This window comes from Deinococcus sp. Leaf326, from assembly GCF_001424185.1.
Taxonomy (GTDB): Bacteria; Deinococcota; Deinococci; order Deinococcales; family Deinococcaceae; genus Deinococcus.
The window spans coordinates 1-21,417 of the sequence record NZ_LMOM01000012.1; the positions used below are offsets into that span (position 1 = coordinate 1).

Annotated in this window: 19 protein-coding genes and 1 tRNA gene; 8 read left to right on the plus strand and 12 right to left on the minus strand. The window is 69.0% G+C overall.

Going from position 1 to position 21,417, the window contains the following annotated elements; all coding sequences use genetic code 11:
• Positions 1-341 precede the first annotated feature (341 nt).
• Positions 342-932 carry an NUDIX hydrolase gene (locus ASF71_RS04430; RefSeq protein WP_056295645.1) on the plus strand — a complete coding sequence of 197 codons (591 nt, stop codon included), beginning with the start codon at positions 342-344 and terminating at the stop codon, positions 930-932.
• Positions 890-1,534: a YigZ family protein gene (locus tag ASF71_RS04435; RefSeq protein ID WP_369814954.1), complete on the plus strand. Its 645-nt coding sequence runs from the start codon at positions 890-892 to the stop codon at positions 1,532-1,534. Before ASF71_RS04430 ends, ASF71_RS04435 begins: the two co-directional genes overlap by 43 nt.
• A gap of 54 nt (positions 1,535-1,588) precedes the next feature.
• Here ASF71_RS04435 and ASF71_RS04440 read toward each other — a convergent pair whose 3' ends face one another.
• Positions 1,589-2,488, minus strand: coding sequence for an ABC transporter substrate-binding protein (locus tag ASF71_RS04440; RefSeq protein WP_056295649.1), 900 nt, complete (start codon positions 2,486-2,488; stop codon positions 1,589-1,591).
• A 101-nt stretch (positions 2,489-2,589) separates the two neighbouring features.
• Between ASF71_RS04440 and dnaE the strand changes: the two genes are divergently transcribed.
• The 3 genes from dnaE (at position 2,590) to ASF71_RS04455 (ending at position 7,830) form a co-directional block, all read left to right on the plus strand.
• Complete coding sequence (gene dnaE, locus ASF71_RS04445; RefSeq protein WP_056295653.1) at positions 2,590-6,609, plus strand: DNA polymerase III subunit alpha; 4,020 nt, start codon at positions 2,590-2,592, stop codon at positions 6,607-6,609.
• Entirely contained in the window at positions 6,606-7,091 is a 486-nt protein-coding gene (locus ASF71_RS04450) for a hypothetical protein (protein WP_056295656.1), read from the plus strand. The genes dnaE and ASF71_RS04450 overlap by 4 nt, the downstream gene beginning before the upstream one ends.
• Before the next feature lie 163 nt (positions 7,092-7,254).
• A complete protein-coding gene (locus ASF71_RS04455) occupies positions 7,255-7,830 on the plus strand; it encodes a hypothetical protein (protein WP_056295661.1) in 576 nt (191 codons plus the stop codon).
• Positions 7,831-7,933: 103 nt separating this feature from the next.
• On the opposite strand, the gene ASF71_RS04460 is transcribed toward ASF71_RS04455, so the two are convergent.
• From ASF71_RS04460 to ASF71_RS04475, 4 genes are all read right to left on the minus strand, one after another.
• Positions 7,934-8,644: a M48 family metallopeptidase gene (locus ASF71_RS04460; protein ID WP_056295664.1), complete on the minus strand. Its 711-nt coding sequence runs from the start codon at positions 8,642-8,644 to the stop codon at positions 7,934-7,936.
• 101 nt (positions 8,645-8,745) lie between these two features.
• Positions 8,746-9,651, minus strand: a complete 906-nt coding sequence (locus ASF71_RS04465) for a neutral zinc metallopeptidase (protein WP_056295669.1) — start codon at positions 9,649-9,651, stop codon at positions 8,746-8,748.
• A 169-nt stretch (positions 9,652-9,820) separates the two neighbouring features.
• Positions 9,821-10,948, minus strand: a complete 1,128-nt coding sequence (locus ASF71_RS04470; protein WP_056295671.1) for a nitric oxide synthase oxygenase — start codon at positions 10,946-10,948, stop codon at positions 9,821-9,823.
• A gap of 85 nt (positions 10,949-11,033) precedes the next feature.
• Positions 11,034-11,453, minus strand: a complete 420-nt coding sequence (locus ASF71_RS04475; RefSeq protein WP_056295674.1) for a secondary thiamine-phosphate synthase enzyme YjbQ — start codon at positions 11,451-11,453, stop codon at positions 11,034-11,036.
• Between the two features lie 56 nt (positions 11,454-11,509).
• Between ASF71_RS04475 and ASF71_RS04480 the strand changes: the two genes are divergently transcribed.
• A complete protein-coding gene (locus ASF71_RS04480) occupies positions 11,510-12,904 on the plus strand; it encodes a DUF4403 family protein (RefSeq protein ID WP_056295680.1) in 1,395 nt (464 codons plus the stop codon).
• Between the two features lie 89 nt (positions 12,905-12,993).
• On the opposite strand, the gene ASF71_RS04485 is transcribed toward ASF71_RS04480, so the two are convergent.
• Entirely contained in the window at positions 12,994-14,751 is a 1,758-nt protein-coding gene (locus ASF71_RS04485) for an NAD-dependent malic enzyme (protein WP_056295683.1), read from the minus strand.
• Positions 14,752-14,838: 87 nt separating this feature from the next.
• Positions 14,839-15,258, minus strand: a complete 420-nt coding sequence (locus tag ASF71_RS04490) for a thioesterase family protein (protein WP_056295686.1) — start codon at positions 15,256-15,258, stop codon at positions 14,839-14,841.
• A gap of 94 nt (positions 15,259-15,352) precedes the next feature.
• Between ASF71_RS04490 and ASF71_RS04495 the strand changes: the two genes are divergently transcribed.
• Entirely contained in the window at positions 15,353-16,555 is a 1,203-nt protein-coding gene (locus tag ASF71_RS04495) for a YihY/virulence factor BrkB family protein (protein ID WP_056295691.1), read from the plus strand.
• 61 nt (positions 16,556-16,616) lie between these two features.
• On the opposite strand, the gene hisA is transcribed toward ASF71_RS04495, so the two are convergent.
• A complete protein-coding gene (gene hisA / locus ASF71_RS04500) occupies positions 16,617-17,336 on the minus strand; it encodes a 1-(5-phosphoribosyl)-5-[(5-phosphoribosylamino)methylideneamino]imidazole-4-carboxamide isomerase (RefSeq protein WP_235514127.1) in 720 nt (239 codons plus the stop codon).
• A gap of 64 nt (positions 17,337-17,400) precedes the next feature.
• Here hisA and ASF71_RS04505 point away from each other — a divergent pair, with 64 nt between their 5' ends.
• Positions 17,401-18,549, plus strand: coding sequence for a glycosyltransferase family 4 protein (locus ASF71_RS04505; protein ID WP_056295698.1), 1,149 nt, complete (start codon positions 17,401-17,403; stop codon positions 18,547-18,549).
• Positions 18,550-18,644: 95 nt separating this feature from the next.
• Here the strand turns inward: ASF71_RS04505 and ASF71_RS04510 are convergent.
• The 4 genes from ASF71_RS04510 to ASF71_RS24890 form a co-directional block, all read right to left on the minus strand.
• Positions 18,645-18,729: transfer RNA gene (locus tag ASF71_RS04510), tRNA-Leu, on the minus strand.
• 101 nt (positions 18,730-18,830) lie between these two features.
• Positions 18,831-19,484, minus strand: coding sequence for a cyclodeaminase/cyclohydrolase family protein (locus tag ASF71_RS04515; protein ID WP_056295702.1), 654 nt, complete (start codon positions 19,482-19,484; stop codon positions 18,831-18,833).
• A gap of 131 nt (positions 19,485-19,615) precedes the next feature.
• The gene (locus ASF71_RS04520; protein WP_056295705.1) at positions 19,616-20,608 is read right to left on the minus strand and encodes a malate dehydrogenase; all 993 of its coding nucleotides are present in this window, start codon (positions 20,606-20,608) and stop codon (positions 19,616-19,618) included.
• 192 nt (positions 20,609-20,800) lie between these two features.
• Positions 20,801-21,262 (minus strand): hypothetical protein, encoded by a 462-nt coding sequence (locus ASF71_RS24890; protein WP_235514128.1) that lies wholly within the window; start codon positions 21,260-21,262, stop codon positions 20,801-20,803.
• Positions 21,263-21,417 lie beyond the last annotated feature (155 nt).

The window sequence follows — 21,417 nt, forward strand, 5'->3', positions numbered from 1 at the left end:
AGTCCGGAGACTGGGATTGATCTGTTGATCCAAGCTTGCGCTTGGCTTGCCTCTCAGAGGCTGTACTGCCAGTCCGAAGACCGGCCTGTGGTCTTGCGACCTCCCGAGTCTGGAGTCTTCCGAAGAAAACCGCTCGCACACCCTGTCGGATGTTCCTGTCATCGTCACCGATATCAGATTTTCATGCGTCCCAGCGATGCACCCCCGGATTGCTCCGTCTGCTTTTCGCCTTTGCCCTTTCTCTGGGGCGAAAAGAACTATAAAGCTTGTGCGAATTTCTGTCAAGGCCTGCCACACCTGTCCGTGCCGAGTGAAGAAGTAGGGCGCGCTAGCCTGCCTTCATGACGCGTGAACATCCCAACTGGACCGGGCTGACCGAGGACGAGCAGCAGCCCTGGCAGACCCTGGAAGCCCGGACCCTGGTGGGCGGAGTCCGGACGGTGCAGGAAGACCGCGTACAGGTGCGGCCCGGCGTGGAGACGACCTACCAGTACCGCCCGCGTGGCCCACGCGCCGTATTCGTCCTGCCGGTGACGGCGCGCGGCGAGGCCGTGCTGATCCGCCAGTACCGTTATCCCCTGCGCGCGACGATCACCGAGGTCGTGGCCGGCGGTGTGGAACGCGGGGAGGCGCTCCTCGGCGCCGCCGCGCGCGAGCTGAAGGAAGAGGTGGGCGGCGCGGCCGCGGAATGGGTGGCCCTGCCGGGGTTCTATCCGCAGCCGAGCATCAGCGGGGTCGTGTTCTACGGCTTCGTGGCGCTGGGCGTTGAGCTGGGCGAGGCGCAGAATGAGGATACGGAGACCATCGAGCGCCTGACCGTGCCGCTTACCGAGGCCTACCGCCGCCTGGAAGCGGGCGAGATTCAGGACGGGCCCAGCAGCCTGGTGATGTGGCACGCCCGGCGGATTCTGGCCGAGCGGGGGCTGCTCTGAGCGCGGCCTTCACGACCCTGAATGGGCCACACCGGCACGACGCCCTGATCGAGAACAGCGAATTCCTGGCTTTTGCGGACCGGGCCGGCACGCCGCAAGACGCCCTGGCCCACCTGGCCGCCGTACGCGCCCGCTACCCGGACGCCACGCACCACTGCTGGGCCTACCGCGTTGGGCCGCTGTACCGCTTCGGTGACGACGGCGAACCTGGGGGAACGGCGGGCGCACCGATCCTGCGGGCCATTGAGGGACAGGGGCTGGACGAGGTGGTAGTCGTCGTCGTGCGGTACTACGGCGGCACGAAGCTGGGCACCGGCGGACTGGTCCGGGCCTACGGAGGTACGGCGGCCGAATGCCTGCGCACTGCTCCCCGGCTGGAGGTCCGGCCCCGCTGCCGCTTGAGCGTAGCTGTGCCCTTCGAGCATCTCAGCGGGCTGTATCACCTGCTGGGGACCTTCGACACGGTGAGGGGAGAGGAGGCGTATACGGCGAGCGGGGTGACTCTTGAGGTGGAGGTCTACCCCGAGGAGGCGGACGCCTTCGCGGCGGCGCGGCGGCGCTGCGGGACGCCACGCGCGGATCGGCACAGGTGGAGGGCGTAGAGGAAGACGTATCGGAAGCCTGAGACGAGGGGCTGGGATCTGGACTAGACCGGCTCAGCGCTTCGGGCGGTCCTGTAACAGGCCACTGCCCACTGCCTGCCGGGTGATCTGGCCGAGGGCCTGGATGCCGCGCGCCTTACTCCAGAGGTCGCGGTCGAAGGTGAAGACCTTGCCCGACTGCACGGCGCGCAGCCGCAGCCAGATGCGATTCTTGCCCCAGCTGTCCAGTACGTTGTGCTCGCCGGGATTGACGAGCAGTACAAGGGTCGCGGGGTCGAGGGCCGCGATACCTTCGAGGTCGAGACTGTAGAGGCTGTCCTGCTTGCCCACCGAGGACGACAGGTTGGTGCGGCCCAGCCGGCCCATCAGGTCGCCGATGACACTCTCGCGCGAGTGCAGCACGAACAGATTCGAGGGGGGCAGCGCGGCCACGAGCAGCCCCCCGGCTCCCCTGCGGGCAAGCAGACGTGACTTGGTCAGGAGCCGGGCCTGTTCGTCCAGCAGACGCTGGGCCTGGGGTTCGCGGCCCAGTGCTCGGCCCAGGGTGCTCAGGGCGCCGAGCTGGCCCTGGTAGTCGCTGCGGAACACGTTCAGGGAGATCGTCGGGGCGATCCTGGAAAGCTGCGCGTAGATATTCTTGTGCTGGCCCGTGTCGGCCAGGATGAGGTCGGGCTTGAGGGCCAGGATTTTCTCTAGGCTGGGCTGCGCGCGGGTGCCGACGTTGGGGACGCCCGCGAGCTGCCGGCCCAGGTAGTCGGGCACGTCGGCCTCGCGCGCCCAGCCGACCGGCTTGAGGCCCAGGGCGGAAACGTCGTCGGCGTAGGCGTACTCCAGGACCACGACGCGCCTGGGGGTGTTCGGCAGGTCCACGGTACCCAGATCGTGCTTGATGCCCACAGCCCCTGCCGAGGCAGCGAGCGAGAGGCCGAGGAGCGGGACGAAGAAACTCTTCATATCCGACCAAACTACTCGGGATTGAGAGAGGAGGGCCAGTGTCCGTCTGGTCAAGTCCTGCGGCCACAGAAGGCCTGGACTGCCCGGCCTAGACTGTCTGAATGACTGCGCCAGACGCCGCTCCTGCCCCCACCCATCCAGGCGGGCACATCCACCTGCCGGACGGCTCCTGCTGCAAGCCCAAGCGTTTTGCCCACCTGCACCAGCACACCCAGTACAGCCTTCTGGACGGTGCAGCCAAGCTCAAGGACCTGCTGAAGTGGGCCAAAGAGGTCACGCCCGAGGGCCAGACCCCAGCGCTGGCGATGACCGACCACGGCAACATGCACGGCGCAGTGCACTTCTACAACTACGCGACCGGCATGGACGTCAAGCCGATCATCGGGTACGAGGCGTACGTGGTGCCGGGGCAGGGCACCCGCCGCGACCGCACGCGCGGCCAGGACGGCGAGAAGGGCATCTTTCACCTGACGCTGCTGGCGCGTGACTTCGAGGGCTACCAGAATCTGTGCCGTCTGAGCAGCCGGGGCTATACCGAGGGGTACTACTACAAGCCGCGTATCGACCACGAACTGCTTCAGGAGCACCATAAGGGCGTGATCGCCATGAGCGGCTGCCTGGGCAGCGAGGTGCAGCAACTCCTGATGCAGGGGCGCGAGGCCGACGCCAAGGCGAGACTGCTGTGGTACCGCGACCTGTTCGGCGAGAACTACTACATCGAGATTCAGGATCACGGTCTGCCCGAGCAGCGCAGGAACAACCCCATCCTGAAGGCTTGGGCGCAGGAACTCGGCATCGGGATGGTGGCGACGAACGACGGTCACTACGTCAAGAAGTCGGACGCGACCGCGCACGAGACCCTGCTCGCCATCCAGACCAAGGCGACGCTGGCCGACGAGAACCGCTTCAAGTTTCCGTGCGACGAGTTCTATGTCAAGGACCTGGAGGAGATGCAGGCGGCCCTGCCGGTGGCCGAGTGGGGCGAGGAGGTCTTCGACAACACGGCCATGATCGCCGACCTGTGCAACGTCGAGCTGCCGGTGGGCAAGAAGCGCGTATACCAGATGCCGGCCCTGCCCATTCCCGAGGGCCGCACCATGCCCGAGGAACTGCGCGTACAGACCTACCGGGGCACAGTCAAGCGCTACCCGGCGCACGCCACCGAGGGACTGCTGCGCGACTATGCTGCCCGTTCGCTGGCGGAACTGGGCGAGGCCGACGCCGCGCGGGTGCTGGCACGCGTACCGGGCTGCGACGCCCAGAGCTGCGATCTGGAGACGCTGCTGACCCTGCTGGCCTTCCTGGGCAGCGAGTGGGAGGCGCGGGGCAAGGCCGCCGAGGAAAAGTACACGCCCTATCCGGCGCTGGTGAAGATGGAGGAGGAAGCGGAAAACGGCATCCTGCCCCCCTACGCCTACGAGGACTGCCGCCGCGCGCAGGGCAGGGACAGCGACACGACCATCGAGCTGGACCCGGACGCCGACGAGGGCGAAACCACGCGCGGCCACCACCGCCACGCCCTGACCATCCTGCGCCGGGCCGAGTACGAGCTGTCGGTCATCAACAACATGGGCTTTCCCGACTACTTCCTGATCGTGGCCGATTACATCAACTGGGCCAAGGACCACGACATCTCCGTGGGGCCGGGGCGCGGCTCGGGCGCAGGCAGCCTCGTGGCCTACGCCATGCGGATCACCAACCTCGATCCCCTGGAGTTCGAGCTGCTGTTCGAGCGCTTCCTGAACCCCGACCGCATCTCGATGCCCGACTTCGATATCGACTTCAATGACGCGCGGCGCATGGAGGTCATCGAGTACGTGCGCGGCAAGTACGGCGACGACAAGGTCGCCATGATCGCCACCTTCGGGACGATGGCGAGCAAGGCCTGCCTCAAGGATGTGGCGCGCGTGATGGGCCTGGAATACGCCAAGGTGGACAAGGTCTCCAAGCTCATTCCCATCAAGTTCGGCAAGAGCTACAGCCTGGAGCAGGCGCGCGAGTCGGTGCCGGACATCGCGCAGATGCTGAACGAGGATTCGCAGCTCCTCGAAGCCTACGAGTTCGCGCAGAAACTCGAAGGCCTGACGCGCCACGCCTCGGTGCACGCGGCGGGGGTGGTGATCGGGCGCGACAAGCTCACCGACCTCGTGCCGGTCATGCGCGACACGTCGGGTGAGGGCATGGTCTGCCAGTACGACATGAAGGCCGTGGAGGACATCGGCCTGATCAAGATGGACTTCCTAGGCCTGCGCACGCTGAGCTTCCTCGACGAAGCGCGGCGCATCATGCGCGAGTCGCAGAAGATCGACGTGGATTTCGACGCGATTCCCTTCGACGACGAGAAGACCTACGCGCTCATGAGCCGGGGCGACACCAAGGGCGTGTTTCAGCTCGAAGGCGCGGGCATCGCGGACGCCTCGCGCCGCCTCAAGCCCCGGCGCCTGGCCGACATCATCGCCCTCTCGGCGCTGTACCGCCCCGGCCCGATGGAGAACATCCCGACCTACGTGCGGCGCCACCACGGGGTCGAGGAAGTGGACTACGTGCGCGACGGCTTCGCGGCCAGCGCCCCGCACCTCGAGAAGATCTTGCAGGAAACCTACGGCATCCCCGTGTACCAGGAGCAGATCATGCAGATCGCCTCCGAGGTGGCGGGCTTCTCCTTGGGCGGAGCGGACCTGCTGCGCCGGGCGATGGGCAAGAAGGACGTGGCCGAGATGGCCCGGCAGCGCCAGATCTTCGTGGAGGGAGCCGAGGAAAACGGCGTGTCCAAGGAGGAGGGGAACAAGCTCTTCGACCTGCTGGACGCGTTCGCCAACTATGGGTTTAACAAGTCGCACTCGGCGGCCTACGGGGTCATCACCTACCAGACCGCGTGGCTCAAGGCCAACTACCCGGTCGAGTTCATGGCGGCCCTGTTGACCGTCGAGCGCCGCGACTCGGACAAGGTGGCTGAGTACGTCAGCGACGCCCGCAAGATGGACGTGCGTGTGCTGTCGCCGGACATCAACCGGTCGAGCAGTGACTTCGCCGTGCAGGGCGAGGAAATCCTGTTCGGGCTGTACGCCATCAAGGGCCTGGGCGAGGCGGCGGTGCAGAAGATTCTGGAGGAGCGCGAGCGCGGCGGTGGGTACGCCTCACTCTCGGACTTCTGCTCGCGCCTGGGCAACAAGGTCTGCAACCGCAAGGCCCTGGAAAGCCTAATCAAGTCGGGGGCCTTTGACGCCTTCGGCGAGCGGCGCCAACTGCTGGAATCGGTGGACGACGCCCTGGAAGACGCCGCCGGCACCGCCGAGATCAATGCAAAGGCCCAGAGCGGCATGAGCATGATGTTCGGCTTCGAGGAGGTGAAGAAGGAGCGCCCGCTGCGCAGCGGCGTGACGCCCCTGACCGACCTGGAGCGCCTGAAGATCGAGAAGGACGCGCTGGGCCTGTATATCTCCGGACATCCGCTGGAGCAGCACGAAGGCCTGCGCGAGGCGGCGAGTTGCCGCATCAGCGACCTCGACACCTGGTTTACGACCCAGAGCGTGGCTCCCGGCAAGCGCATCAAGGCGGTGCTGGCCGGCATGATCGAGAGCGTGGTCAAGAAGCCGACCAAATCGGGCGGCATGATGGCCCGCTTCATCCTGGCCGACGAGTCGGGGCAGACCGAACTCGTGGCCTTCTCGCGCGCCTACGACCGCATTCAGGACCGGCTGGTGAACGACACGCCCGCCCTGGTGATCGTGGAGCTGGAGTCTGAAGACGGCGGCCTGCGGGCGATTGCCGAGGAGGTCGTGGGGATTGAGCAACTGACCGAGGTGCCCAAGGTCATGTACGTGACCATCGACCTGGAGACGGCCAGCCCGGACGCTGTCGGCGAGTTCCAGAGCGTGCTGGACGAACACGCAGGCAGTATGCCCACCTACCTGCGGCTGGAGACGCCCGAGCAGTTCGTGCTGTACCAACTGGACCACGGGATGGGCAGCCCGGAGGCGATCCGGGCGCTGAACCGCACCTTCGCCTGGGCCTCGGCTTATCTGGCCTACGACCAGCAGACCATTCTGGGCCGTTTCGCTCCCAAGCCGCCCGCCTGGATGGCGCGGCAGCAGGGCGGGGGCGGAGGCATGCGGGCGTGATTCCGGAACCCCTGCGCGCAGAGGCGGCCATCCATCATCTGCTGCTGCGCGAGGGGTTCATGACGGGCCGCGAAGTCGTCGCCTGGGCCGATGCCTGGCTGATGCGTCTGGATGACCTGCCCGACGAACTGGTGGACATCAGCCTGAGCCGGGAGAGGGCCAACGACATTCTCGGTGCCCTGAACCGGCTGGCCCCACCGGGGCTGGATGCCGACACCTTCGGCCGCCTGTGTCAGTTGCTCCATGGACAGCTCGAACGGTCGCCACAGGCTCTGGAGGCTATTACGGCGCTGCTCTGGCGGGTGCATTACGACGGTGTGGACGGTGCCCGGCCGCTGACTTTTGAGCCCTTGCAGGGGCTGTACATGTTCCGCGAGTACCAGAATCTCATTCCTGACGGCTACGTGCACCTGACGCTGGACGAGTTGCGCGGGGATGTGCTGGAGTTTCTGGGCGGGTACGCCCGCAGAGGCAAGGCCTGAGCTTCTCTGCGCTCGCTCGGCTTATCAGCCGCCGCATCTCCGGTCTACGAAGCGTCCAGCACCGAGGCCAGGGCCAGCGAAAAGGGTAGACACAGGGGGTGGGCTACGGCTTCCCTAACCCCCGCCTCACCCGCTGACTCCAGGCCGCCCCCAGACTGAGACCATGCTCGATAACATTCTGGACACGGTCCGCCGAGGGGCCGAGAAAGTGCAGCGCCGGGGCGAGGAAGTGGCCCAGGTGGCCCGGCTGCGGATGGAAGTCTTTCAGCTCGGCCGCGAACTTGACGGCACCTATGGCCGCTTGGGGCGCGCGTACCACGGCGGCGCGCAGCCCGACCAGATGGCTGAGCTCCAGACCGAGATCCGCCGGCTGGAGGCCGAGATCCAGGCCCGCGAGCGTCTCATCACCGAGCTCGGGAGCGTTCCCGACGAGCCGGGGACCCAGCGGGTCGAGCCGGCCTACCCGGTCGCGACGCCGACGGCGACCGCTGCCTCCACGACTGCCTACAACACGCCCGCCGCCGTGCCCCACCCCGGCCAGGAGGTTCCTTCCATGACCAAGAACGACGTTCCGACCACGCCCGACCCCACCATGCAGCACAGCGACGAGCGGCTCGTGCCCGGCGACAAGACGGCCAGCCAGGGCAATGAGGCGGCGCGCGACGAGATGGTGCGTCACCGCGAGACCATCGAAGAGGGCAAGGCGTCCAGCAAGAATCCCGATCCGCTCGATCTCTGATCTGGACGCCGCCGGACAGGCCCGAGTGCCTTCCTGACTTCTGAGCCCCTGAATGACTGCCCCCGCCGAAGCGGGGGCGTTGTCGTGGATCTGGAAGCGCTGCTCAGCCCGGAGATAGGAGCTCGGCGCCGTGTGTCCGCAGCCAGGCCCGCTGTTCACGGTGCCCGGGCCTCAGGCGGGCGACATGCGCCCAGTAGCGCGGCGAGTGGTTGAGTTCCAGCAGGTGGGCGGCCTCGTGCAGCGCCACGTACTCCAGCACGGGCAGCGGCGCGGCGCTCAGCGCCCAGTGGAGCCGGATGTCGCCGCGCGCTGTGCAGCTGCCCCAGCGGCTGCGCGTATCACTGACTTGCACCGTACCCAGACGGTCCAGGGCCCCCAGCTGCGTGGCGAAGTCACGGACCAGCCGCTTGTACGGCTCCGGCGTGGCCGCGCGCCGCCACGCCCGGACCTGCGCCGCCAGCCCCGCAGGGTCGGCGGCCGGGAGACGCAGGTCGTCACCCACCCGCTCGGGTCGCAGCAGATCGCTGACCACACGGAGTGTCAGGGGCTCGCCCATAAAGAAGACGACCGAGCCGTCGCCCGGTGCCGGAGCTGGGGGCGCGGAGGCGGCCTGGGCCTGCCGCTCCAGGTGCTGTGCCAGCCAGCCACTCTTGGCTTCCACGAAGGCGCGGATGGCGGCCTCGGGCAACTGCGTAGGGGCGTGCGCCGTGACCACGCCGCCGCGCACTTCCAGCGCCAGGGTGCGGCGGCGTCCGCTGCGGCGCACGACGACGGTCAGGCCGGCGACGGTGAGGGTGGGCAGGGGAACCGGCATCCACTCAGCAGAGCGCGGTGGGACAGGCGGCGTCAAGGTGCGTGGGGATACGAGAAAGGGCGTGGAGAGCCGGTCTGGCCTCCACGCCCCTACCGCTCAGCTCAGAGCTGGTTGTAGGGCACGTTCAGGGTGTCGCAGTTGTTCGGGTTGCCCGACTGGAAGCCCTTGGTGAACCAGTTGATGCGCTGCTGGCCGCTACCGTGCGTAAACGAGTCCGGCACGACGCGGCCCTGGCCGGCGCGCTGCAGGGTGTCGTCGCCGATGGCCGAGGCGGTGTCGAGGGCCTCACGGATGTCGGCCTGGGTCAGGTTGGCGGCCTCGCTGCCGCGCACCTTGTTGCCCCATACGCCTGCGAAGCAGTCGGCCTGAAGCTCAAGGCGAACGCTGTAGCTGTTGGCTTCGGCCTCGCTGCGGGCCGCGCGCTGCTTGCGCTCGACCTGATCGGCGATCCCGAGTTCGTTCTGGACATGGTGCCCGACCTCGTGGGCGATCACGTAGGCGTAGGCGAAATCGCCGCCGCCGCCGAGCTGACGCTCCATCGTGTTGAAGAAGCTGGTATCCAGATACACCTTGCTGTCCAGTGGGCAGTAGAACGGCCCCACGGCGCTGCTCGCCTGTCCGCAGGCGCTCTTCACGCTGCCGCTGAACAGCACGAGCCTGGGCTTGGTGTACTGCCGGTCCGACTGCTTAAAGATGCCCGTCCAGACCTGATCGGTGCTGCCCAGAATCCGGTCCACGAACTGGTAGCTCTCGTCCTTGGTGTCGCTCTGGGTCTGCCCATTTTGCGTCTGGCCATCCTGGGTCTGCGAGGGAGCGTTATGGGTCTGCGTCTGCTGGCCCGAGTCACCGCCGCCTAGGATCACGCTGGGGTCAATGCCGAAGAACAGCGCCACTACGGCGATGATCAGGCCGCCGATACCGCCTACCGCGAGGCCGCCGCCGGGCAGGCCCCCGCCGCCGCGCCGGTCTTCCACATTGCCGCTTCCCGGAAGATTTTTCCAATCCATGAGGATGTCAGTGCTCCTTTTGGGTCCTGCGCCGGGCCAGCCGGTGCACGCTGGCTTTGCCGGGGCCCCGTTGCGGCGCGGGGAACCTCAGTCTAGGACTCTGTGGCTGACGACACCTTTAGTGAGAATGCACCGAACGTTGCGAATTGAGCGCGGGGCGGGCGCTGGGTCAGCCGGCGTGAAAGGGACACGCCCCGGCTGAAGCAGGTTCTTCCGGGTCCAGCCAGCGGGGAGACTGGTGGGCGAAGTTGGGGGCCTCCTCACGGGCTCTGTAGCTGCGGCCCCAGACCGGGGTCGTCGCGGGCGAGAGCGGCGGGATGAGCCACGACCACCGGCCGCGCACCTCACGCCCAGCCCGCGCTTCCCGTTCCTCGAACCGCCGGAAGTGCCGCGTGACCGTGTGGTGATCAGTGATCTTGACCCCCGCCGCCCCGAAGGAGTGCAGCGTCGCCACGTTCAGCTCGACGAGCGCCCGGTCACGCCACAGCGTGCGCTCGCGCGAGGTGTCCAGCCCCAGCGCGCGGCCCACCGCCGGCAGCTGGTCATAGCGGTCGGCATCGGCCAGATTGCGTGCGGCGATCTCGGTCTGCACGTACCACCCGCTGAAGGGCGCGCACGCGAAACTCAGCCCGCCGACCTCCAGGCTCATGTCGCTGATGACCGGCAGGGCGTGCCACCGCAGCCCCAGCTCCGCGACAGCGGGGCAGTCGGGATGCGTGAGGGCCACCTCCTGCACGGCCTGGGGCGGCAGGGTGAACAGCCGGGTCCGTCCTCCTGCCTCAATGGCCAGCGGCAGCACGTCGAAGGCGGTGCCGGGGCCGCCCGCCCAGCCCAGCCGGCGCAGCCAGTCGGTCAGAGCGAGGTTGGCCGGGTCGCCCACCACACTCTCCGGGTGGCCGGGCTGCCGGTATGCCGCATACCGGATGAGCTGCGGGTTGTGAATCCGCACGCCCGGCCCGAACACGCTCATCAGAGGGCGCAGGTGTCCGCCGTGAAAGGCGTCCTCCAAGTGGGCACACAGGTGCGCGAAGACCTCCTCGTGCGCCGTGACGTGCCGCAGGTCACGCACCTCCAGCGCTTCCCAGTACAGCCGGCCCACACAGCGCGCCGAGTTGCGCCACGCCACCCGGCCCCCGTGCCTGAGTTCCTCGGTGTTCAGGGTATAGGTGCCAGTGTGGCTCAGCTCGTCCCCGACGGCACGGAGCCGGGCCTCCAGGCCTTCCAGCGCGTGCTCGGCGTACATCCCGGTCAGGAACCGTTCCGCCTCACGCTGCACGGCTGGGGGGGTCAGGGTCATGGCGTGAGGCTAGCGCCGCCGCCGCTGCGGGAATGTCCCGCGTGGGGGGGTACGGTGCCCCCGGCGGGGGAGAAGAAGTCTGTGCCTACTCGCCCTGCAGGGTCAGCACCAGCGAGCGCGCTCCGCCCTGGTCGCGGTGCTCGCACAGGTACACGCCCTGCCAGGTGCCCAGGGTCAGGCGGCCGCCGCCCACCGGCAGACTTAGGCTGCTGCCCAGCACGCTCGCCTTGATGTGGGCGGCCATGTCGTCGTCCCCTTCCAGGGTGTGCTCGAACGGCGCCCAGCCGTCCGGCACCGCGTGATTGAAGTACCGCTCGAAGTCGCGTCGCACGTCGGGCGAGGCGTTCTCGCTGACTGTCAGGCTGGCTGAGGTGTGCTGAATGAACACGTGCAGCAGCCCGGTCTGCACCTGCCCGAGCTCGGGCAGAGCGGCGAGCACCTCACGGGTGATGAGATGAAAGCCGCGTGGGTACGGGCGCAGGGTCACTCGGCGTCGGGTCCACATACCGCTCAGGGTAGGGGAAGGCCGGACTTCATGGGCGCGCCCTACCCTGAGCGGCGATGCGTCCTCTTCTCATCCCCCTGCTGCTCGCCGCGTTGTCCACTGGGCCGGTGAGTGCCGCCGTGCCGACCGTCCCTGTCACCCCCTCGCCCTCGCGGGTGGTGCTGCCGGTGTCGGTGCCCCTGGCCGGCGTGCAGGCCGCCGCAGAGGCCCGTGTGCCCGCCGAACTCGCGCGGCTCGACCAGACCCGGTCGTTCCTGGGTGGGGCCGTTCAGGTGCGCCTCAGCGGCGCGGTGACGCGGGCAGGCACCCCGACCATCGTCCCCGATGGCGACGCGCTCGTGGTGCGTGTGCCTCTGCGCGCCGAGTTCCAGGCGGCCCCGGTTGGTGTGGGCGCGGCACTGGGGCGCAGTTTCGGCGGTGCGGCGACCGTCAGCCTGCGTCTCACGCCCTACGTGACCCCCGAGTGGGAGGCGGGCGTGCGCGCCAGTGCCGACGCCGTCTGGACCGACCCCCTGAGCGTGGAGCTGGCGCCGGGCGTGAAGATCAGCGTGCAGTCGCTGGTGGGCGCGCAGGTGCGGACGGCGCTGGACGCCGTGACCACGAGCATCGAACGCTCGGTGCGCGGGGGGCTGGATCTGCGGCGCCGGGCGGGCACGCTCTGGGCACGGGTGCAGCGGCCCTGGGCCCTGCCACTGCCCGAGCCGGGTTACGCGCTCGTGTCGCCGCAGACCCTGGCCGTCACCCCCTTTCGCCTGAGCCCGCAGGAGATCGGGGTGACGGTGGGGGCCAGCTTCGGCCTCAACGCGGGGCTGGGCCGCGCGCCCGAGGTCGCCGCCCGGTCCCTGCCTCCGCTGACGACCGCGCCCCGGCTGGAGCCGGGCCTGAGTCTCGCTGTACCTCTGTCCCTGCCCTACGCCGACCTCTCGGCGCTAGCGACCCGTTCGGCAGCTGCGCGGCCCTATACCCTGCCGGTCCCCACCAGCCCGGTTCTGCGCGTGCTGGACGTGCGCCTTACGCCCGCCGGCGACCGGGTCCGGGCCGCCGTGCGCGCCGAGGTGCGCGGACCGCTGGGGCTGCGCCTGGAAGTGACGACCGACGTGACCGGTACTCCGGTCCTCGACCCGGCCACCCAGATCGTGACTCTGCGCGGCGTGAGCGTCCAGACCCGTAAGGAGGGCCTGAGCGGGCGCGCCGTCGCCTGGTTGGCCGACGCCCGCGCGCAGGAGTACCTGTCGCGCGCCGCCCGCTTCGACCTGACGCCCGCGCTGGAGCGTGCCCGGAGTAGCCTGGCCGCCCGCCTGCCCTTTTCGCCCGTGCCGGGGCTGAGCCTGGGCGGCGCGGTGGGGCCGCTGCGCGTGACCTCGCTGGACGTGACCCCTCAGGTCCTCGTGGTGCAGGCGGCCGTGACCGGTACGCTGCGCGCCGAGGTGCAGGCGGGCGCGTTGAACTAAGAAAAGACCCTGTGGCCGATTCCCCCGATACACCAGAGCCCCCCCTTCCGCGGGGAAGAGGGGCGCCAGTAAAGCCGCGTTCCGGAGGGCTATTCGGCTCCGCGCCGCAGGGGCAGGTAACGCGGTTCCCAGGCCCGTTCACGGATGACTGCCTCCAGGGCGTCGTCGTTCATCGCGCGAACGCGGCGTTCGGCGCACACACCGTCCTCGATGGCCTGGCGCGCGACCCGCACCGCGACGCGCACGCTCAGCTCGCGCAGTTCGCTGATGGGCGGGTACACGCGCGGCGCGCCGCCGCTCTGGGCGTTGTGCTCTGCGGTGTAGTCGGCCAGCGTCAGGGCGGCGGCCATCACCATGTTGTCGGTGATCTCGCGTGCCCGGCTGACCACCGCGCCGAAGCCCAGCCCCGGGAAGATGAAGGCGTTGTTGCCCTGGCCCACGGCGTAGCGCCCGCCCTCGTACTCGACATCCGGAAAGGGACTGCCCGAGGCGACCACGGCGCCGCCGCGTGTCCAGTGGATCAGGTCGGTAGGGCGGGCCTCGACGTGGCTCGACGGGTTCGACAGCGGAAACACGATGGGCCGGGGCGTGTGTTCCAGCATTGTCTCGACCGTCTCCTGCCGGAACAGGCCCGGCACGCCGGTAAAGCCCAACAGAGCGGTCGCGCCGGCCCCGGTCACGGTCTCGTGCAGCGTGGGGTACTCGCCCGCGTACTGCCAGCCCGCCACGGCGGCCGCCGGGCGCACGAAGCTCTGCTGCTGTTCTTCGAGGTCGGGCTGCCCGTCCATCAGGAGGCCGTAGCGGTCCACCACGTAGATGCGGGCGCCCGCGTCCTCGTAGCTCAGCCCCTCCTGCATCAGGCCCTGGCGGATGGCGGTCGCCACGCCGATGCCGGCGGCCCCCGCCCCCACGATCACGAACACCTGGTCCTTCAGGGCCTCGCCCTTGAGGCGCGCGGCGCTGATGAGGCCGGCCAGGGCCATCGCCCCGGTGCCCTGGATGTCGTCGTTGAAGCTCGGGACGACCTTGCGGTAGCGCTCCAGCACCCGGAAAGCCGTACCGCGCGAGAAGTCCTCCCACTGGATGATCGCCTTGGGGTAGCGCGTGGCGACCGCCTCGACGAAGGTGTCGAGGAACTCGTCGTACTCGCTGCCCGTCAGGCGCTTGTGGTGGCTGCCCAGGTACAGCGGATCGTCGATGAGGTCCTGGCGGTTGGTGCCCACGTCGAGCTCGACCGGCAGGGTCTTGTCGGGGCCGACGCCGCCCGCTGCCGTGTACAGTGAAAGTTTGCCGATCGAGATCGCCATGCCGCCGAAGCCCTGGTCGCCGAGGCCCAGAATGGCGCTCGAATCGGTCGCCACGATCATGCGTACGTCGTTCACCGACACGTTTTCCAGCATGTCGTCGATGCGCCCGATATCCGAGCGGCTCACCGTGAACCCGCGCGGGTAGCGGTAGTTGCCCGAGTAGTTCTTGACTGCCTCACCCACGGTGGGCGTGTAGATGATGGGCAGCATTTCCTCGAGGTGATCTTCGAGCACCGCGAAGAACAGGACCTCGTTGCGGTCCTGCAGGGCGCGCAGGTACTCGTGCTTTTCGAGGTCCGAGCTGCACTGCAAGTAGCGCAGGTAGGTGCGCTGCTTCTGTTCCTCGAAGGTGCTCACGTGCGGCGGGATCAGGCCTTCGAGGCCCAGGCCCAGGCGCTCCTCGGGCGTGAAGGCGGTCGTCTTGTTCAGCAACGGATTTTGCAGCAGGGCCAGCCCGGTCACGTGCACGTCGATGAACCGCTGACCCTCAGCGTCCCGTTTGACGTCGTAGTACCGGGAAACAGGAAGAGACTTCGGCATATCGTTCCAGCATAGCGGCGCCGTTCTCCGGATGTGTCCGCCGCACTGTGCCGGAGCTGAAACCCTCTGGGGGACGGGGGAGACTGTCTAGGCCCGCACGGCCTCCCAGCGGCGGCGCAGCTCGGCGAAACCGTCCTGGAGCCGTGTGCCGGCCGTCACGACCTGGGTGGTGGTGCCGTGCCCGACCGCGTCGCCCAATTCGTTCACGGCGAACAGATCGGCGTGGATACGCCGGCCTTCCTGCCGCGTGAACGTCGCTGTGACGGTCACGGTCATGCCCGGCAGCGCCGAGGCGGTGTGGAACACTTCGAGCTGTGTGCCGATTCCCTCCTCACCCCCTTCCAGAAAGGGCAGGATGAGCTTGCGCCCCGCCTCCTCGAAGTGCCGGGCCAGCCAGTAGGTCGCGTAGACCGGGTGCACCGGACCCAGTTCGGCGAACTGCACGGTCATCTCGTCCGTCACGGTGATGACGAGCTGCTGCTGAAATCCCTCGGGCATGGGGCGCATGGCTCCAGCCTACCGGACATGAAGCTTCGCTGAAACCGTGTCGGCCCCCGTACGGCGCGCGCGCGGCGCCCCCGCTTACACTGCCGGGGTGAAATTGAAGCCCGCCGATCTCCTGACCCTGATCCGTGAGGCCGCCCTGGCCTTCGGGCAGGACAAGGCCCCGCGACTGTCGGCGGCCATCGCGTACTACGCCATGTTCAGCATCGCGCCGCTGCTGGTGGTTGCCGTGGCGGTCGCCGGATTTTTCCTGTCGGACGCGGCCGTCATCCAGCAGCTGTTCGGGCCCGGCAGCCTGATCGCGCAGAACCTGGGCGACCAGGCCGCCGAATTCCTGCGTGGGCTGCTCGACAGCCAGCAGGGCGTGCAGCGCGGCTCGGGCTGGGCGACCACCATCGCCTTCGCCGTGCTGTTCATGGGGGCCACGGGGCTGTTTGTGCAGCTTCAGGACGCCCTGAACAGCCTGTGGGGCGCCGACCCTGCCCCGCCCATGGGCGTGGTCGCCATCGTCAAGACGCGCGTGCTGGCCTTTTTCATGATCCTGATCATCGGGCTGCTGCTGCTGCTGTTCCTGGGCCTGAATACCTACCTCTCGGCCATCGCGCAGAATCTCGGCGACCGCATCGGGGCCGGGGCCTTTTTCGTTCGCCTGGGCACCTTCGTCCTCTCGGCGCTGTTTCTCACGCCCATCTTTGCGGCCATCTACAAGCTGCTGCCGGTGGTGCGTCTGGAGTGGCGTGACGTGACGGTCGGCGGCGCGGTGACGGCTTTCCTGTTCACCCTGGGGCAGCTCCTGATCGGGCTGTACTTTGGGCAGGCGGCGCCGGGCAGCGCCTTCGCGGCGGCGGGCACCCTCGTCACGCTGTTGCTGTGGATCTACTACAGCGCCATGATCTTCTTTTTCGGGGCTGAAGTGACCTGGGTCTACAGCCAGAAGTACGGGACGCGGGCGGGCGGCGCCGGCAACGTCGCCAAGAAGCGGGCGGTCGCCGGCCTGGGCGCCGAGATCGACACGGCCCCCAGCGCTCAGGAGGCCGAAGCTGCCGCTGAGGCCGACCGCCCGGTGCGCGACGCCCGGGGCCGCGTGGTGGCCGGGCCACAGGCCGCCAGTCAGGAGAAGGGTGCCCGGAGTCGTCGCCGCCTGCCCTGGCCTCTGACCCGGGGTCCGGCCACCCGCCGCGCCCCGGAGTCCAGTCTGCCCAGTGTGAGCGGCGCCCTCTGGAACGCCCTGAGCGCCGTACTGGCGGTGCCGGCCGTGATCGTACTGCGGCTCCTGGGCCTCACCGGCCGCAGGAAGTAGCCCAGCAGAAACGGGGGACGCGGGGCAAAGTGGCTCCGCGTCCCCCCGCTCTTCTGGCTTCCTACAGCACGACCGGGTAGGGCAGCGTGCCCTCGTAGATCGCGCGGCCTACGATGGCGCCCTCGATGCCCTCCTCGGCCAGCAGGCGTACGTCCTCGGTGTCCCGCACGCCGCCGCCCACGATCAGGGTATTGAGCCACAGCCCGCGGACCTGCCGCATCAGCTCGCGGTCCAGGCCCTTCAAGGTGCCGTCGCGGGTCACGTCGGTAAAGATCAGGGTTTCCAGGCCCGCGTCGGCCAGTCTGGGGGTCAGCTCGGCCACCTGCACGCCGCTGCCCTGCGCCCAGCCGTGGGTGGCGACCTCCAGCCCGCGCGCGTCAAGGCTCACGACGACCGCCTCGGAGCCGTGGGCGGCGATGAGTTCGGCGACGAGTTCCGGGCTTTTGACGGCCGCCGTGCCGATCACCACGCGGCGCACGCCCAGCGCGAGCAGGGCCTCGGCGTCCTCGCGGCGGCGCACTCCGCCGCCCACCTCGACCGGCACGCCGAGGTCCGAGACGATCCGCGCGATGATCTCCCGGTTCTCGCCGCGCCCGGTAGCGGCGTCGAGGTCCACGAGGTGCAAGAAGCCCGCGCCCAGGCCGGCCCAGTGCTGCGCGGCCTCCAGCGGCGACTCGAAATACACGGTCTCGCGCTCGGGGTCGCCCTCGTAGAGCCGGACGGCGCGGCCCGACTGGATGTCCACGCAGGGCAGGATCAGGGGAGACAGGGAGCGGTTCACGCGCCCCAGCATAAGGGCCGGTGAGAACCGGGGCGGCTTCCGGACCGCTAGACTGCGCCTCAGCGTGCGAATCGGAATCGTGACTGCCACCTACCTGCCGTCCCGCAACGGGGTCGCCACCAGCACGGCGCTCTTTGCGCGCGGCCTGCGGGAACGCGGCCACGAGGTCCTGATCTTCGCGCCCCGCCACCCGCAGATGCCCCCGCACGAGGAAGGCGTCTACCGCCTGAACAGCTCGTTCGCGGGGGCGCGGGCGCTGGGTGCCCCGGCCGACTACCCGGTGATGCTCGCCCCCGGCCCCCGGCTCACGGCGCGGCTGCCTCTGCGCGGGCTGGACGTGGTTCACACCATGCACCCCTTCCTGGCCGGGCGGCTGGCGCTGCGCTGGGCACGCCTTGCGGGGGCGCCGGTGGTCTACACGGCCCACACCCAGTACGACGAGTATCTGCATTACACGCCCATGCCCCGGCGGGTGGGCCGCGCGGTGCTGCGCCCCCACGTCTCGGCCTTCGCGCGGCGGGTGGACGCTGTGCTGGCGCCAGGTCAGGCGATGGTGGACATGCTGCGCGGCTACGGATTTGCCGGCGAGGTGACCCTGCTGCCCAATCCGGTGGACCTCACAGCCTTCGCCGGGGCCACGGGCACGGCGTTCCGGGCCGAATACGGCATTGCGCCAGACGTGCCGCTCGTTATGTCGCTGGGTCGGCTGGCCCCCGAGAAGAACCTGGGTACCATGCTGCGCGCTTTCGACCGCGCGCGGGCCAGTCGCCCCGAACTGCGGCTGCTGGTGGTCGGAGACGGCCCCAGCCGCGCCGAAGCCCAGGCGGCGGCCCCCGAGGGCGTGACCTTCACCGGGCCGGTGCCCTACCCCCGCGTGCCCGAGGCCCTGGCCGCCGCCGACGTCTTCCTGACCGCGAGCACCAGCGAGGTGCTGCCCATGTCCATGATCGAGGCGCTGGCGGCCGGCGCGCCCCTGGTCGCGGCCCGCAGCGCCGCCGCCCTGGACCTGGTCCGTGAGGGCGAGAACGGCACAGTGAGGGAGGCCACCCCCGACGACCTGTCGCTGGGCATGCTGGAGACCCTGGACCCCGCGCGCCTGAGCGCCCTCCAGGCCGGTGCGCGCGCCAGCGCCCGGCAGTACGCCCTGCCCGAGCGCGCCGCTGCCCTGGAGGCAGTCTACGGCCAGGTACTGGCGCGCCGCCGACGCCTGTAGCTCGGGGGCGGGGTCAGTTCAGCTGTTGTGCACAGGGTCTGGACGAATACAGGACAAAAGCAGAAGCCCCAGCATTTCTGCTGGGGCCCCTCTGCTGGTGCCGAGGATGGGATTTGAACCCACACACCTCGCGGCGCTAGTCCCTGAAACTAGTGCGTCTACCAATTCCGCCACCTCGGCACGCTTCCGGCGTCCTGCACAGCTCCGGTTGCTTTGGTATCTCACCCGCGCTAGCGGGCGCGTTTCAGGCTCGCTTACTTTACTGGCGACTTCCGGAACTGTCAAGCGTTGCCGGCGATAGCTTCCCGCGTCCTGCGCACGACCTCGGCGGCCAGCGCCTCTCCGCGCGCCGACAGGTTGTCTCGTTGGGCCCGGAGCCGCGTTCCCTCCCCGGCCTCCAGGTGGCGCAGGTTGATGTCCAGGGTCAGCAGGGCCGCCTCCAGCGCGCCGCGCAGTAGGGCCGCTCCCGCGCCTACATCGCTGATCACCTCGGGGTGGGTATGGGGCAGGGTGGACCCGGCGAGCTCCAGCGCCTCGACGCAGGCCTGGGCGGTTCCCAGGGGCGCGGCGCGGGCGGCTTCCCCGGCCCGGTCCAGAGCTGCTCGGCGCTTGGCCTTCTCCTCCTCGGTACTCCTGGGCAGGCGCGTGGCGTCCACGTAGCCCCGGAACACGGCCACGTCCTCGTCGGCGAGGCGTTGCAGGCGGCCCTGCACCTCCTCCAGCGTGTCGGGGGCTGCCGTCAGGGCGGGGTCGGGCGTCTGGCCCGCCTTGTGCGCCTTGTGCAGGCTGATGCGCGCTGCCATGGCCACCAGGCCGGTGCCGAACGCCCCGCCCAGTGCCGCCACCGAGCCGCCGCCGGGGGTGGGCTGACGGCTACTGGTGGCGTCCAGCAGGTCCTGGGCGGAGCGGGTCCAGAGGGTCTCGGGAGGGGTCATGGCCGCCACTGTAGCGGTGAAACCGGACTGGCAAAACCCTGGCGGCAAAAGCGCACCGGCGAAGCTCGCCGCAGCAACACGTAGGCGGGGGTGCGGCCCGCAAGCCACGCCCCCGCCCCGACAGTGCGGTGTTACTTCACCAGACCGAGTTTGCGGACCTCGTCGCGCTCCTCGCTCAGTTCCTGGGCGGTGGCGTCCATCTTGCCGCGGCTGAAGTCGGACACCTCCAGGCCCTGCACGATCTCGTACTTGCCGCCGCTGGTACGCACCGGGAAACCGTAGATCAGGCCCTCGGGGATGCCGTAGCTGCCGTCGGAGGGAATACCCATGCTGACCCACTCGCCTTCGCGGGTACCGAGCGCCCAGTCGCGCATGTGGTCGATGGCCGCGCTCGCCGCCGAGGCCGCGCTGCTCAGGCCGCGCGCCTCGATGATCGCCGCGCCGCGCTTGGCGACGGTCGGGATGTAGGTCTGCTCGTACCAGTCGCGCTCGACGAGGTCCAGGGCCGGCTTGCCGCCCACGGTCGTCTGCGAGAGGTCGGGGTACTGGGTCGAGGAATGGTTGCCCCAGATGGTCATGTTCTTGATCTCGCTCACGGCCTGGCCGGTCTTCTCGGCAAGCTGCGACACAGCGCGGTTGTGGTCCAGACGGACCATCGCTGTGAACTGCTTGGGGTCGAGGTCGGGCGCGTTCTGCTGGGCGATCAGTGCGTTGGTGTTGGCGGGGTTGCCCACCACAAGTACCTTCACGTCACGGCTGGCGACAGCGTTCAGGGCCTCGCCTTGGGGCTTGAAGATGCCGCCGTTGGCGCCGAGCAGGTCGCCGCGCTCCATGCCGGCCTTGCGGGGCATGGCTCCCACGAGCAGGGCGTAGTCGGCGTCCTTGAAGGCCACCATCGGGTCATCGCTGGTCACGACGTCCGCCAGCAGCGGGAAGGCGCAGTCGCGCAGTTCCATGACCACGCCGCCGAGCGCCTTGAGGGCCGGGGTGATTTCGAGCAGTTGCAGGATGACCGGTTGATCCTTGCCCAGCATGTCGCCCGAGGCGATGCGGAAAAGCAGGCTGTAGCCGATCTGACCGGCCGCGCCGGTGACGGCCACACGTACGGGTTGCTTGTTCGCCATGAAAGTTCCTCCCAGAAGAAATGGTTTTACGGCTCACCATAACGCGAAAGATGCCGGGGCGGCGCGCCCGTCCCCTTGGGGGGAACAGTACGGCGTGGCAGCCCGGCCTGACGCGCTTGCCTGTCATGACGACGCGGGGCCGCCGGCCTCCCGCAGAGGAGAGGATCGGCGGCCCCAGGGGGTGCGGGCGCGTTACTTCTTCGGGGGCTGGGCCGGCGTCTCGTCGCCCAGACTCCAGAAGTCGAGGTCGTCCACGGCGCTGCTCAGGCTGCTCAGCTGCGCCATGTCTCCGGCGCTGGCCTGACCCTGCACCTGTACAGTGCCGGCGCGGGCCGTGTTCTGGCCGATGGCTCTGGCCATCACGTCGGCCGGAACGGCGGCGAACATCTGCGCGGCCTGCTGGGGCGTGGCGTCGAGCAGCACGTCGCCTAGCACCTCGTCGGGAATGTCGTGCGACACGCGGGCGCGCGCCGACGAGAGCGCCGCCGCGTCAATCTCGGGCCGTGCGGCCGTCTCCTCGTCGAGGTGCCGGGTGCCGGGAGGCTGGACCTGGGGCACGTTCTCCTGCGGCGTACCGGCCGTGCCGGAACGCTTCCTGAGAACCAGAAAGGCGACGATCGCCACGAGAATCAGCACAAGAATCAGGAACTTCATGGGTACACCTTGGGCGGCACTGGGTTCTGGGCGTCCCCGACCGGCGGAAAGAAACGGAGGCGGGCCTTCAGGAGCTGAGGGCGGTGGCGGGCGCGTTCCCGGCACGTGGACTTCCCAGTCAACTGCGCGCGGCTCGGGCTGTGAGCAGCGTAGGA